We start from the raw sequence: 13,382 nt of genomic DNA, 5'->3' as shown, positions 1-13,382 counted from the left end.
GGGCAGCTTTTTCAAAAAATAAACAAAACTGCCCCTTCCTCTTTTATTAATTACTAATCCTTCGGTCGCATTGTTGGGAAAAGTAACACATCTCTAATTGAATATGAATCTGTCAGAAGCATAACCAGCCTGTCAATTCCTATTCCAAGCCCACCTGTCGGCGGCATGCCGTACTCAAGTGCTTCTATAAAATCCTCATCCATCATATGCGCTTCCTGGTTGCCTCTCTGCCTTTCTTTAAGCTGCTCTAAAAATCTCTCTTTCTGGTCAAACGGGTCGTTTAGCTCAGAAAATGCGTTTGCAATTTCCCTGCAAGTGATAAAAAGCTCAAACCTCTCTGTAAACTGTGGATTATCTTTTTTGCGCTTTGCAAGCGGAGAAACTTCAACCGGATAGTCCATTATAAACGTTGGCTGGATAAGAAAATCCTCAACCTTTTTCTCAAACACCTCATTAATAATATGACCTACCTGCCAGTTTTCCTCAACCTCAATCCCAAGATCTTTAGCAATTTTTCTTGCTTCATCCAACGAAGAAACATTTTCAAAGTCCACACCAACATACTTTTTGATTGCTTCAACCATAGTAAGTCTTTGCCATGGTGGTGTCAGGTCAATCTCCTGTCCTTGATATGTTATTTTTAATGTACTCAAAACTTCCTGTGCAACTGTGGTGATAAGCTCTTCTGTTAAATCCATCATATCTTTATAATCAGCATACGCCTGGTAAATCTCAATTGTTGTGAATTCAGGATTGTGTTTTATTGAAATACCTTCATTTCTAAACACACGACCAAGCTCGTATACTTTGTCAAAACCACCAACTATAAGTCTTTTTAAGTGAAGCTCTGTTGCAATTCTCAAATATAAATCAATATCAAGCGCGTTATGATGTGTAATAAACGGTCTTGCAGCAGCACCACCTGCAATAGGGCTCAAAACAGGAGTTTCTACCTCCAAAAATCCTCTGTCATCTAAAAATTTACGGATTGAACGGATTATCAAGCTTCTTTTAATAAAAGTATCCCGAACCTGAGGATTTACAATCAGGTCAAGATACCTTTTTCTATACCTTGTATCAACATCTCTAAGTCCATGCCACTTTTCAGGAAGTGGTCGCAAACACTTGGTGAGCATCTCAATCTCTTTTGCTTTTATTGAGACCTCACCTTTGTGAGTCTTGAAAACCTCACCTTTTACCCCTATTATATCTCCAATATCATAATACTCTTTGAACTCTTGATACTTTTCTTCTCCAACTTCATCAATCTTTATATAAATCTGGATTTTCCCTTTTGTGTCCAAAATATCCACAAACGAAGCCTTACCATGACCTCTTTTTGAAAGCATTCTTCCTGCAACACAGACAAACTTACCTTCAAACTGGTCAAAGTTCTCTTTAATATCAGTAGAATAATGTGTCGGGTCGTATTTTACCTTTTCATATGGATTGTATTTATTCTGCTGAAGTTCTCGAAGTTTTTTTATCCTGTTTTGTATCTGCTCGTTTAGCTCATCCTGTGTAAACTCAAAATCCTGCATCCCTTCTCACCAACTCCGTCTTTTTATTTTGATATCTCAAGTATCTTATATCTGAACTTTCCTGCAGGTACATTAACCTCAACAACATCTCCAACTTTCTTCCCAACCAAAGCCTTTCCAACCGGCGACTCATCAGAAATCTTAAAGTTCAGAGGATCTGCTTCCTTTGACCCAACTATTGAATATTCAAATACATCTCCAGTATCCAAATTCTGAATTTTTACGTTTGTGCCAATTCCAACAAAATCAGTTGAAACTTCATCTTTATCAATAATCTTAGCATTATTAATGAGTTGTTCCAAATATGCAATTCTTTCTTCAACTGCTGCCTGTTCTGCTTTTGCCTCATCATACTCGGAGTTTTCTGAAAGGTCTCCAAACGAACGTGCAACCTTTATCTTTTCTGCAACCTCTTTCCTCTTGACTGTCTTCAAATTTTCAAGTTCTTTTAAGTACTTTTCATATGCTTCACGAGAAAGTTGATATTTTGCTGTATCCATTTCTCTTGCCATTTTTTCCTCCCCTTTTTCAATAAAGAAAATAGACTTTATTTTTTATGATTAATTTTAATTCAAACCACTTCAATTTATGCTTGTACATTTTAACTTTTGTCAATTATAAAACAAGAAATGCTTTGTGTCAAGTAAAGAAAAAGAAAAGCCCTCAGATAGTCTTTAAATAAAAACTATCTGTGGCTAAAATTAACAGGAATATTTTAAAGACTTTTTATTCGAAAACAAAGCCAAACAATCTTAAAGGTGTCTATATATTCAAAAACGGTTGTACAAGTAAAATTAGCGTCAAAATTATTATGAACACAACTGTTAACCATGCAATTATATTAAATACTTTTGAGTTCACATACTCGCCCATAATTTCTTTGTCATTTGTAAGCCTGAGCATGTAAATAAGAATTATTGGAAGTAAAATTCCATTTATCTCCTGAGCTATTATCATAAGTTTAATCAATGGTATATTGGGAAATAAAATTATTCCAGCACCTATTATAATAAAAAAAAGTATTATCCCATAAAACGCAGGGGCTTCTTTGAATTTCTTGTCAAGTCCATTTTCAAAGCCAAATGCTTCAGTGATTGCATATGCTGTTGAAAGCGGCAAAATAAATGCACCTAAAAGCGACGCACCAAAAAGTCCTATTGCAAAAAGAGCTGATGCATATTTCCCTGCAAACGGCTCCAATGCTTTTGCTGCATCTTCTGCCGTTTCAATACTAACCCCATGTTTGTAAAGTGTTGCTGCTGTTGCAACAACTATGAAAAACGCAATAAAGTCTGTCCAGAAGGCTCCCAAAAATACATCCCATCGCTGGTACTTAAGGTTTTTAACATCAACCCCTTTATCCACAACAGATGACTGCAAATAAAACTGCATCCACGGTGTTATTGTTGTTCCTATCATAGCAATAAAAATCAATACAAAATTGGGCTCAAAACTAAACGAGGGTAAAAATGTATTTTTGAATACCTCTTTCCAATCCGGTTTTGCCAAAAATCCTGAAATTATATAGCTAACATAGATTACCATAAGCCCTAAAAAGAACCTCTCTGTTTTTCGATACGAACCCCTATTGATAATATACCATACAAAAATAGCAGTAATAGGAACTGAGATATATTTAGATATACCAAATATTTCAAGGCTTGCTGCAATTCCTGCAAACTCGCCAACTGTTGTTGTAAAGTTGGCAATCAAAAGGGTCACCATTGCAAAAAATGTCATTTTCACCCCAAAATTTTCTCTGATAAGGTCAGAAAGTCCCTTGCCTGTTACAACACCCATTCTTGCTGCCATCTCTTGAATTATTGCCAAGCTTATTGTTATCAGAAAAAGTCCCCATAACATCTTGTAACCAAACATGGAACCTACCATTGCATATGTTGCAATACCTGATGCATCATTGTCAGCTGTTGCAGTCACAAGCCCTGGCCCAATTACACTTAAAATTAAAAGAATATTTTTCAGTCTGGAGCTTTTTGTCGTCTGTACCATCTTTACATCACCTCTTTCGTATCAAGCTAATGCCTACAGCAACAGTTTTCTTTTCATCTTCAAAAGTTCGTACACAATATCGTTTATAATTACAACTCCAATGAGCTTCTTATTCTCATCAATAACAGGCACAGCAAGAAGGCTATATTTTGAAATAATCTCAACAAGAGAATTAACATTGTCAGTGTCTTTAACACAAACTACGTCTCTGTTCATTATCTCATAAAGCGGTGTTTGAGGCTCAGAGATTACCAAATCACGCAAAGACACAACCCCGCAAAGCCTTTCTTCATTGTCCACAACATACAGATAATAAATTTCATCTGGTTCAGGCTTTAATCGTCTTAGCTCCTCTATTGTCTGCTCAACAGTAAAATGTGTTTTGAAAGCAATAAAATCTGTGGTCATTATTGCACCAACTGTATTTTCTGGATATTCCATAAGCTCTTTGACTTCTTCTGATGCCTCTTTTTCCATCTCGTTCAGAAGTTCTTCTGCTCTTTCTTCCTTTATCTCATCCAGAATATCTGCAACCTCATCAGCCGGCATTTTCTCAAGCACATCTGCAGCCTTTTCAACAGGAAGACTTTCTAAAACATTTCGCTGTGCCTCAACATCAAGCTCTTCCAAAACATCTGCAGCTTTCTCTTCATCCAGTGTGGAAAATATATAGGCCTGTGTCTTTTTGTCAAGTTCTTCAATAATATCTGCCAAATCTGACGGATGCAGGGTAGAAAGCTTTGAATATGTGGTTGAAAGTTTTAGATCAAGTCGTGGAGAAGCAAGCGGCTGTACATCATCCCATAAAATAAGACGCGAAGGAATGTTTTTACCAAGCGGTTTTAACACCTTTTTCAGAGGTTTTGCAAGACCAAGCCTTCTCAAAAGCCCTTCAAGGCCGATATCTACAGCTATTACATAAACACCTGTAGAAAGTACTGCAAGTCTTATATCATTTACCCTTACAACTTTTCTGCCATTCATATCCACAATCTGCTTATCAAGAATATGGCGAACAAGCATGATTGTGTCCTCTTTTTTAACATTAATTGGTTTTAAGTTCCTGGTTTCAATTACATACTGACCTTTCTCCTTGTAGATTATGAAAAATGAAAAGTCCACAATTTGAGTTTGACCGCCACTTTTTACCTTCGCAGCAATTACTTTGGGTCTTATATAACTTGCATCAACAACCAAGTCTAAAAGTCTTCCTACAACCTTTTTTTCTTCTGAAAAGACCTTGTTGCCGATTACTCTGCTAAGATAAAAGCTTGTGACATTTGGCATTTTAACACCCCTCCTTTTTTGAATTTTCATTTTTGTTGTCATTTGGTGGAGGGGTGCTAAAAGCCTTTAAAATCTATTTGCAAAAAGGTGTATTTATCCCTTTATTTTCTTCCAAACAGAGAAAAATTAGCACCCCTCCACATTCCAAAGTACAATTGCTTTTTGCTGTCCAATCCTGCTTACTCACAGGACCAGAATCCATCTTTTCTCTCAACTCCTTCTTTAAGAAGATTTTCGCAATAGCAAAATTTTATACATTGCTATTAAAAACAAAAAGTGCTTTCACCCAAAGCTTAAAAACGAGGTGAAAGCACACTTATAGCCATTTTTAAAGCTACCTCGTACAAGCTTTGGCACTACACGGCATAAAAAGCTGCATTAGGTTATGCCTTGGTTTCGGCAAAACCTGTTCACCAGCTCAGATTGTCTCCAATCTTTCGCGGCAGCAGCCTATATCCCTGTAGGAGCCTCGCCTACCGAGATATCTTACAATATTCATTTTTCAACTTCTATTTTAGCACAATTTTTTCTTTTATCAAGCCTTTTTCGGCAAAAATTTTATGTTTTCTGGGTCATTTTTAAAATTTCTTCAATTATCTCTTATTTTCTCTAATATGAAATCAAACATTTTGTCTTTTTCTATCACATCAGGATGTAAAATTGGCTTTGAAATAAGATTTTTTATCCCTTCTGGAACCTCAAAACACGTCTTTGTGTACAAAACCTCAACCGCTTCAAACGGGTCAATATTATTATATTCACTATCAAACAAAGCGTTCAAAACATCTTTTGCAAATTTGTAAGGATTTGCAGTTTGTAGCACAACCGTTTTTGTACTATCCAAGGTTTGCTTCTGGTACTTGCTGTAAACATCAAACCCAACAGCAGAGTGCGGGTCAACAAGATAACCATATTCGCTGTAAATAGTCTTTATGCTATTTCTTGTCTGGTCATCTGTGGAAAAATCGCCCCAGAAACTCTCTTGAATCTCTTTTAAAACCTTTTCTTCAACTTTGAAATACCCCTCAGTCTTCAAATCTAACATGTATTTTTTTACTTTTTCTGAATCTTTTGTAACCAAGTATAATAACCTCTCCAAATTACTTGCAACAAGGATGTCCATTGAAGGTGAAATTGTTTTGTAAAATTCTCTTCTTCTGTCGTACAAGCCTGTCCTGATAAAATCTGCAACAACACTGTTTATGTTCGAAGCAACAATAAGCTTATTTATAGGAATTCCCATGATCTTTGCAATAAAACCTGCCAATATATTACCAAAATTTCCTGTCGGAACAACAAAGTTTATTTTTTCACCTTCGCGAATATCACCATTCTTCAAAAGTACAATATAGCTCCAGATGTAGTATACAATCTGTGGAAGAAGCCTACCAAAATTTATTGAGTTTGCGGAGGTAAAGAAAAACCCCAGATTTTCGATTGTATCTATGCATTTTTTGCTTGTGAAAATCTCCTTCACACCAGATTGGGCATCGTCAAAATTGCCTTTTATTCCGGCAACAAAAGTATTTCTGCCCTCCTGGGTTATCATCTGTCTTTTTTGAACCTCAGACACACCCTCAGATGGATAAAATACAACTATCTTTGTTCTATCCACATCCCTAAATCCTTCTAACGCAGCCTTGCCGGTATCGCCTGATGTTGCAACAAGTATGAGTGCCTGTTTGTAAAAAGTTGGCATTGATTTTAGCAAAAGATGAGGTAGCACCTGCAATGCAACATCTTTAAAAGCGTACGTCGGACCATGCCACAACTCAAGTGCAAAAAGACTCGAGCTGAGCTTTTTGATAGTCACAACATCTTTTGTGTCAAACTTGCCACGGCTGTATGACTTGTCAATACAATCAGCAATTTCATCATTCGTAAAATCAGTAAGGTAGAGCTCAAATATATATTTTGCAAGATTTTCGTAAGAGTCTATGTTTTTTATCTTACTTAAATCAAGAGAAGGAATTGAAACAGGGGTGTAAAGTCCTCCATCCTCAGCTATTCCTCTGTAAATTGCCTCTTTTGCCTGTACTTCTTTATTTCCTCTTGTACTTATATATCGCATCCACTTCACCTCAAGTCTTACTTTACTTTCTCTTTTTCAAGCAGTTTTTCGTTCAACTTGTACGACAGTACCATGAGACTATCAATCAGATGCACATTCTCAACAACAACATCACCTTTTACTTCAATCTCCTTTGCAGTAAAATTCCAAATACCCTTTATTCCACCTTCAACCATTATATCTGCAACCTCTTGTGCAACATTTGCCGGTACGCACAGAACACCTATGTCAACATCGTTCTTTCTTATAAAATCTTTAAGTTTGTCAACATGCTCAATCTTTATATCGCGGATAGCTTTTCCTACCTTTTGAGGGTCAATGTCAAAAAGTCCAATGAGTCTAAACCCCTTTTTATAGAAGTTGGCATAGTTTGCCAGTGCTTGCCCAAGGTTACCTACTCCCACAATGACCATTTTAAAATTCCTGTCAAGTCCCAAAATTTTTACAAGATTCTCATAAAGAACCTGTGTGCTGTAACCATATCCTTGCTGACCAAACCCGCCAAAATTGTTAAAGTCTTGTCTTACCTGTGAAGCTGTATAACCCATTCTCTGACTCAGCTCTGACGATGATATCCTCATTACATCATGGTTTAAGAGATCTTCAACATACCGAAGATACCTCGGCAGTCTTCTTATAACCGCAAGTGAAATGTTCTTTTTTTTGAACAATTTTCCTCCCCCTTATCTTCTTTTGATATTTTTTTGACATACTTCTTCTAAATTAAAAGCCTGTTTCAATTTTAAAACAGGCTGTTATCTTCTTTTCCCGTCAAATCGTTTGTTGTACTCACTAAGCTTTTGATTGCTGTCTTTTAAAAACTTTGAAAGTTTTGCTTCAAAATCATCATTAGCTCTTTTGGTTTTATTTTCTCTTTTCATTGTTTCCTTTGCTCTCTTTATTGATAGGCTAATTTTACCATCTTCTTTTACATTAATAACCTTTACTTTAACAGTTTGATTTTCTTTTAAATACTTTTTTATATCCTCAACATACTCTTCTGCCACTTCTGAGATGTGAACAAGCCCAACACTACCGTTTGGAAGCTCAACAAACGCTCCAAACTGTGTTATGCCCTTTACAACACCTTCCAATATTTGACCTCTTTTGATTAACACAAAATAGCCTCCTCTATTCTTTTTTCTTTTTGTTTTTATCTATAAACACAATTTCATCCTTGCCAACAAGTCCAAGCTTTTCCCTCGCCACCTGCTGAATGTAGTCTTTTGTACCAACATACTGCGCAAGCCTTTTTAGATATTCATTTTCTTTTTTGATTCTTTCTATCTGGACAATGATTTCCCTCTGCTGAGCCTTTACCTGTCTTAAAATCATCTGCTGCTTAAAAACTGTAGTAGCAGAATATACTAAAAAGGATATTACAAATATAAGCACAAAAATTCTTTTAAGAACTTTAAATAATTTTTTCATGGCTTGTCTTCCTTTTTGGAAACCCTCAAAAGTGTAGTTATATTCTATCACACTTCATCTTTTATTAAAAGATAAAACTTTGTTCACCTTTTTTAAAAATCCTTTATAGAGTGGCGAAATGGTATTTTCATAAACATAAATACCGCTAGCTATTGCCAAAAAAGTGTACCATTTGAGTGTATAAAAATTTATAAACATAAGACCCGCTATCAATACCGCCGTGGATAAAATTGAAGATGAAAAAAATAAAAGTTCTTTTGTGCGGCGCTTTAATATTCTTTTGAAAAAGAATGAATCGAATACAACTCCTACTACAAACCCAAGGAAAAAACAGCTTGTAAAATCCGAAATCTGAACAAATATGCTTGCTGGCAATCCTTTTCGCCTCTCATTTAAAAAGTCGTGATAGCAAACCTTTTTTAGGACTTTCACCATACTCAAGCGAATAAATCTGCCCTTCTATGAATACCTCACCTGTCTCTGTGTTTATTTTATTTATTCTAAGGTCAAATCCTTTTATCATAAGCAATTCATCGTTTATAACCAATATGATATTGTTCTCATCAAAGCTCTCAACATCATCAACACCATTTATTGTTATCTTTTCCCTGTTCTCGATAAGTACACTGTGAATTTTAGATTTTAGATTTTTTCTTTCATCCATTACCATGTGGCATCCTTCAAAAATACTTTCAATGTTACATAATAACTATATTCCCTTTGACCTAAAATTATGTCAAAATATCACCTGAAAGCTTTACTCAATCACTTCATACATGGAACTTGATAAATTTTTTTGAACCTTCTCATCAACGCTTGCCACTTTACATTTAAAAACCCTGTCACCAAAGTGTACCTCAATGACATCTCCAACTTTGATATCTGTTGACGGTTTTGCAACTTTTCCGTTCACAAATACTCTTCCCGCTTCGCACGCTTCCTGTGCCAATGTTCTTCTTTTGATAATTCTCGACACTTTTAGATACTTGTCTATTCGCATCTTTTAAAGTCCCCACCTTCTTTGAGCCTTCTGAGAAACCATAAAAGTGGTGAAAAATTTATGGCTGCAGCTATAAACTGGCTGCAGCCGGATTCCTACTGAAGCAAAGTTTTGCCCCTCTTTTTATAAATTTCTATATTCGTCAAAAAAACTATTTTGCAACAGCATCTTTCAGCATCTTGCCCGCTTTAAATACAGGAACTTTTGTTGCTGGAATCTTTATCTCTTCTTGAGTTTGAGGATTTCTACCAACTCTTTCAGCTCTTTCTCTTACCTCAAATGAACCAAAACCAACAAGCTGAACCTTTTCCCCCTTAGAAAGTGCCTCTGTTACCGCATCTACAAACGCATTGAGTGCCTTTTCAGCATCCTTCTTTGTAAGACCACTCTTCTCTGCCATTGCCGAAATCAAATCTGTTTTGTTCATTCTTTCTTACCTCCTCGCGTATTTTGTGATATTCTAAATATTTCTATTCTATATTTATATCAAAAATCCTTCTTTTTTCAAGCCTTTTCTAAACTTTTTTTGCCTCTTCCCAAAATTTGTCCATATCTTCAAGGGTCATTTCATTCAATTTCTTACCTTGTTTGGAGGCGCTTTCCTCTACATATGAAAATCTGGTTATGAACTTCTCGACGGTGTTATGCAAGGCTTCTTCAGGGTCAACTTCAAAAAATCTGGCTATATTCACAACTGCAAAAAGAATATCGCCAATTTCTTCTTCAATCTTCTCTTTTTTATCATTCTTCGACAAACATTCTTTCAGTTCTTCAAGCTCTTCATATACCTTATTTAGAGCACCTTCGAAACTTTCCCAATCAAAACCTACTTTAGCTGCTTTTTCTTGAACCTTATAACTTCTCATAAGAGCTGGAAGATGTTTCGGAATTCTTTTCATACTATCTGTAATGGTTTCAATTTCTTTTTCATTGTTTTTAATTTTATCCCAGTTCTGAAGCACCTCTTCAGCGGTTGAAAAGTTATCGCTACCGAATACATGTGTATGCCTTCTCTTCATCTTCTGACAGATATCATAAATAACCTCGTAGATATCAAATTTACCGTTTTCCTGAGCAATTTTGGCATGAAATACAACCTGCAAAAGCAGATCACCAAGTTCTTCCTTGAGTTTTGCAAAGTCTCCTTCGTCTATGGCTTCAATAACCTCATATGTCTCTTCGATCAGGTATTTTTTAAGACTTTCATGTGTTTGCTGTTTATCCCACGGACATTTGTTTCTGAGTATGTCCATTATTTTCACAAGTTCCTCAAAGCTTTCTCTCATCTTTTGACCTCTCCTGCACGGCAATTTTTATAACCTATATTATACCACTATTTTTAGAAATGAGCTGTGATTTTTTTATGAGATACTTTCTCTTGGTTGCAAGTCCTCCTCTTATGTGCCTCTCTTGCTTATTCTTCTCCAATATTGCTCTTACCTGCTTGTAAAGTTCCTTGTTGATATACAAAAGCCTTTCTGCAAGGTCGTTGTGAATTGTAGATTTTGAAACACCTAAAATCCTTGCAACTTTCCTCACAGTTGCATTGTACTTAATCATAATTTCTGCTGCAAGAAGAGTTCTTTTTTCAATATCCTCCTTCAACCTCTTGTCCTCCAGAACATTTCTCTTACTTAGGATTATATGCTACATTCTAAAGAAGCTTTCCCTACAAAAGAATAATAGTCAAGTTTTTGTCAAACTTTATGTTTGAATTTTCATAGCTTTTTTGATACTATATATTAAAATCTGTGTTAATACGGGTGATAAAAAAATGAATGAGATTGTTATAAAACAAAACTTAGCACCAAACGTGTGGCTAATGGGCATATACTCCCCGCAGGTTGCAAAAAAATCAAATCCTGGTCAGTTTGTTATATTGAGAGTTGCAGAAAATGGTGAAAGGATTCCTCTTACAATCGCAGATTTTGACAGAGAAAAAGGAGTTGTATATATCATATTTCAAGTTGTTGGCAAGACAACTTCTCTTTTGTCCCAGCTAAATATAGGTGATAGGATAATTGATTTTGTTGGTCCACTTGGTATGCCATATGAACACAATCCGGAAGATAAAAATTACCTTTTTGTAGCCGGTGGACTTGGAATCCCAGCAATATTTTCAAAAGTAAAGATGCTTCACAGTCAGGGAAAAAATATAGATATCATCATTGGTGGAAGATCAAAAGAAAATATCTTTTTTGAAGATGAATTGAAGAAATATTGTAATAATCTATACATCTCCACAAACGACGGTTCTTATGGAAAAAAAGGATTTGTGACGGATATCTTGAATGAGCTTTTGGAAAGTGGCAAAAGGTATGATGAAATATTCGCTGTAGGACCAGTCCCAATGATGAAAGCTGTTGTTGATATAACTAAAAAGTACCAAATAAAAACATTAGTAAGTCTAAATCCAATCATGGTTGATGGAACAGGTATGTGTGGGGGGTGCAGAGTAAAGATTGGAAACGAAGTGAAATTTGCATGTGTTGACGGTCCAATCTTTGATGGATTTGAAGTTGACTTTGATGGACTTATGAAAAGAAATTCATATTATCAAGACCTCGAAAATATTTCGTATAGAGAACACAAATGCAAAATTGGATTGGGGGAGTAGAGAAATTGGATGTCTTGAAAAGAGTTCCTATTAAGGAACAGGAACCTATTGAGAGGATACACAACTTTGATGAAGTGTGCTTTGGATACACACCTGATGAAGCTGTTAGGGAGGCGCAAAGATGCCTTGAATGTAAAAATGCACCGTGTGTAAAAGGTTGTCCGGTTGAAGTTAAAATACCAGAATTCATAAAGCTAATAAAAGAAAAAAAGTTCAAAGAAAGTTATCTGAAAATACTTGAAACAAATCTACTTCCTGCGATTTGTGGAAGAGTATGTCCCCAGGAAACTCAATGCGAACAGAACTGTGTTCGTGGAATAAAAGGTGAACCAATTGCTATTGGCAAACTCGAGAGGTTTGTCGCTGATTGGTTCAGACAAAACTGTGAATTTGAATTTTCAAAACCCCAGCCAAACAAAAGAAAAGTCGCAATAATTGGTTCTGGACCTGCGGGACTTTCATGTGCCTCATCCCTGGCAAAGATGGGTTATAATGTAACAATATTTGAGGCGTTTCATAAACTTGGTGGAGTTTTGTACTATGGAATACCTGAATTCAGACTTCCAAAGGAGGTTGTTGAGTGGGAGATTGAAAATCTAAAGAAGATGGGCGTTGAGTTTAGAACAAACATGATATTTGGCAAGACATTTGACTTGGAAGATTTAAAGCAGGAAGGGTTTGATGCTGTATTTATAAGCTCTGGCGCTGGACTTCCTAATTTTCTGAACATTGAAGGTGAGCTTTTAAACGGAATATATTCAGCAAATGAATTCTTGACAAGGATAAACCTCATGAAGGCATACAAGTTCCCTGAATATGACACACCAATCAAACTTGGCAAGAAGGTCGGTGTAATTGGTGGCGGGAACGTGGCAATGGACGCAGCAAGAGTGGCAAGAAGGCTTGGAAGTGAGGTTTATATCCTCTACCGAAGAACTGAGGCTGAGATGCCTGCAAGAAAAGAAGAAATTCTGCATGCAAAAGAAGAGGGGATAAAAATAATCGAGCTTGTAAGCCCCGTAAAGTTTATAGGTGATGAAACAGGACATGTCAAAGCTTTAGAACTTGTTAAAATGCAGCTTTCTCAGCCAGATTCTTCAGGCAGAAGAAGCGTAAAGCCAATTGATGGCTCAAACTTTGTATTTGAAGCAGACAATTTCATTGTTGCAATTGGACAAAGCCCAAATCCACTTGTCAAAAAAGCTATACCTGACCTTGAACTAAACCCTAATGGTTCTATCAAAGTTGACGAAAACCTCATGACAAACATTGAAGGTGTTTTTGCAGGAGGTGACATTGTAACAGGCGCAGCTACTGTCATTCTTGCAATGGGTATGGGAAAAAAAGCAGCCCAGAGCATTGATAGGTATCTAAATGCTAAAAAGGTATAAAAATTTTTAAACTTACAGCAAAATACAATGAAGG

Annotated in this window: 16 protein-coding genes and 1 riboswitch; of the genes, 2 read left to right on the top strand and 14 right to left on the bottom strand. The window is 36.1% G+C overall.

Features of this window, described 5'->3' with window-relative positions:
- Positions 1-53: 53 nt before the first annotated feature.
- The 14 genes from lysS to COB47_RS02970 form a co-directional block, all read right to left on the bottom strand.
- The gene (gene lysS, locus COB47_RS03035; RefSeq protein ID WP_013289937.1) at positions 54-1,541 is read right to left on the bottom strand and encodes a lysine--tRNA ligase; all 1,488 of its coding nucleotides are present in this window, start codon (positions 1,539-1,541) and stop codon (positions 54-56) included.
- Positions 1,542-1,564: 23 nt separating this feature from the next.
- Positions 1,565-2,053 (bottom strand): transcription elongation factor GreA, encoded by a 489-nt coding sequence (gene greA, locus COB47_RS03030; RefSeq protein WP_013289936.1) that lies wholly within the window; start codon positions 2,051-2,053, stop codon positions 1,565-1,567.
- Between the two features lie 250 nt (positions 2,054-2,303).
- On the bottom strand, positions 2,304-3,551 hold the full coding sequence (locus COB47_RS03025) for an Nramp family divalent metal transporter (RefSeq protein ID WP_013289935.1): 1,248 nt from the start codon (positions 3,549-3,551) through the stop codon (positions 2,304-2,306).
- 33 nt (positions 3,552-3,584) lie between these two features.
- Complete coding sequence (locus COB47_RS03020) at positions 3,585-4,838, bottom strand: magnesium transporter (protein WP_013289934.1); 1,254 nt, start codon at positions 4,836-4,838, stop codon at positions 3,585-3,587.
- Between the two features lie 331 nt (positions 4,839-5,169).
- Positions 5,170-5,326, bottom strand: a riboswitch (M-box (ykoK) riboswitch).
- A gap of 101 nt (positions 5,327-5,427) precedes the next feature.
- On the bottom strand, positions 5,428-6,909 hold the full coding sequence (gene thrC / locus COB47_RS03015; RefSeq protein ID WP_013289933.1) for a threonine synthase: 1,482 nt from the start codon (positions 6,907-6,909) through the stop codon (positions 5,428-5,430).
- Between the two features lie 17 nt (positions 6,910-6,926).
- Positions 6,927-7,580 carry a redox-sensing transcriptional repressor Rex gene (locus COB47_RS03010; RefSeq protein ID WP_013289932.1) on the bottom strand — a complete coding sequence of 218 codons (654 nt, stop codon included), beginning with the start codon at positions 7,578-7,580 and terminating at the stop codon, positions 6,927-6,929.
- Positions 7,581-7,664: 84 nt separating this feature from the next.
- Entirely contained in the window at positions 7,665-8,027 is a 363-nt protein-coding gene (locus COB47_RS03005; RefSeq protein WP_013289931.1) for a S1 RNA-binding domain-containing protein, read from the bottom strand.
- A 13-nt stretch (positions 8,028-8,040) separates the two neighbouring features.
- Entirely contained in the window at positions 8,041-8,340 is a 300-nt protein-coding gene (locus COB47_RS03000; RefSeq protein ID WP_013289930.1) for an FtsB family cell division protein, read from the bottom strand.
- Positions 8,341-8,394: 54 nt separating this feature from the next.
- Entirely contained in the window at positions 8,395-8,775 is a 381-nt protein-coding gene (yabQ, locus tag COB47_RS12870) for a spore cortex biosynthesis protein YabQ (RefSeq protein WP_333782396.1), read from the bottom strand.
- On the bottom strand, positions 8,729-9,004 hold the full coding sequence (locus COB47_RS02990) for a YabP/YqfC family sporulation protein (RefSeq protein WP_013289928.1): 276 nt from the start codon (positions 9,002-9,004) through the stop codon (positions 8,729-8,731). The genes yabQ and COB47_RS02990 overlap by 47 nt, the downstream gene beginning before the upstream one ends.
- Positions 9,005-9,097: 93 nt before the next feature.
- The gene (locus tag COB47_RS02985) at positions 9,098-9,340 is read right to left on the bottom strand and encodes an RNA-binding S4 domain-containing protein (protein WP_013289927.1); all 243 of its coding nucleotides are present in this window, start codon (positions 9,338-9,340) and stop codon (positions 9,098-9,100) included.
- Between the two features lie 151 nt (positions 9,341-9,491).
- Positions 9,492-9,767: an HU family DNA-binding protein gene (locus COB47_RS02980; protein ID WP_011916753.1), complete on the bottom strand. Its 276-nt coding sequence runs from the start codon at positions 9,765-9,767 to the stop codon at positions 9,492-9,494.
- Between the two features lie 88 nt (positions 9,768-9,855).
- The gene (mazG, locus tag COB47_RS02975; RefSeq protein ID WP_013289926.1) at positions 9,856-10,626 is read right to left on the bottom strand and encodes a nucleoside triphosphate pyrophosphohydrolase; all 771 of its coding nucleotides are present in this window, start codon (positions 10,624-10,626) and stop codon (positions 9,856-9,858) included.
- A gap of 34 nt (positions 10,627-10,660) precedes the next feature.
- On the bottom strand, positions 10,661-10,945 hold the full coding sequence (locus COB47_RS02970; RefSeq protein WP_013289925.1) for a sporulation transcriptional regulator SpoIIID: 285 nt from the start codon (positions 10,943-10,945) through the stop codon (positions 10,661-10,663).
- A gap of 169 nt (positions 10,946-11,114) precedes the next feature.
- On the opposite strand from COB47_RS02970, the gene COB47_RS02965 reads away from it, so the two are divergent.
- Positions 11,115-11,957 (top strand): sulfide/dihydroorotate dehydrogenase-like FAD/NAD-binding protein, encoded by an 843-nt coding sequence (locus COB47_RS02965; protein WP_013289924.1) that lies wholly within the window; start codon positions 11,115-11,117, stop codon positions 11,955-11,957.
- On the top strand, positions 11,933-13,348 hold the full coding sequence (gene gltA, locus COB47_RS02960) for an NADPH-dependent glutamate synthase (protein WP_049770045.1): 1,416 nt from the start codon (positions 11,933-11,935) through the stop codon (positions 13,346-13,348). Before COB47_RS02965 ends, gltA begins: the two co-directional genes overlap by 25 nt.
- Positions 13,349-13,382 lie beyond the last annotated feature (34 nt).

The sequence above is a fragment of the Caldicellulosiruptor obsidiansis OB47 genome (assembly GCF_000145215.1).
GTDB classification, from domain to species: domain Bacteria; phylum Bacillota; class Thermoanaerobacteria; order Caldicellulosiruptorales; family Caldicellulosiruptoraceae; genus Caldicellulosiruptor; species Caldicellulosiruptor obsidiansis.
The sequence above is the reverse complement of the archived record's forward strand: the minus strand, read 5'-3'. Positions and strand labels throughout refer to the sequence as shown.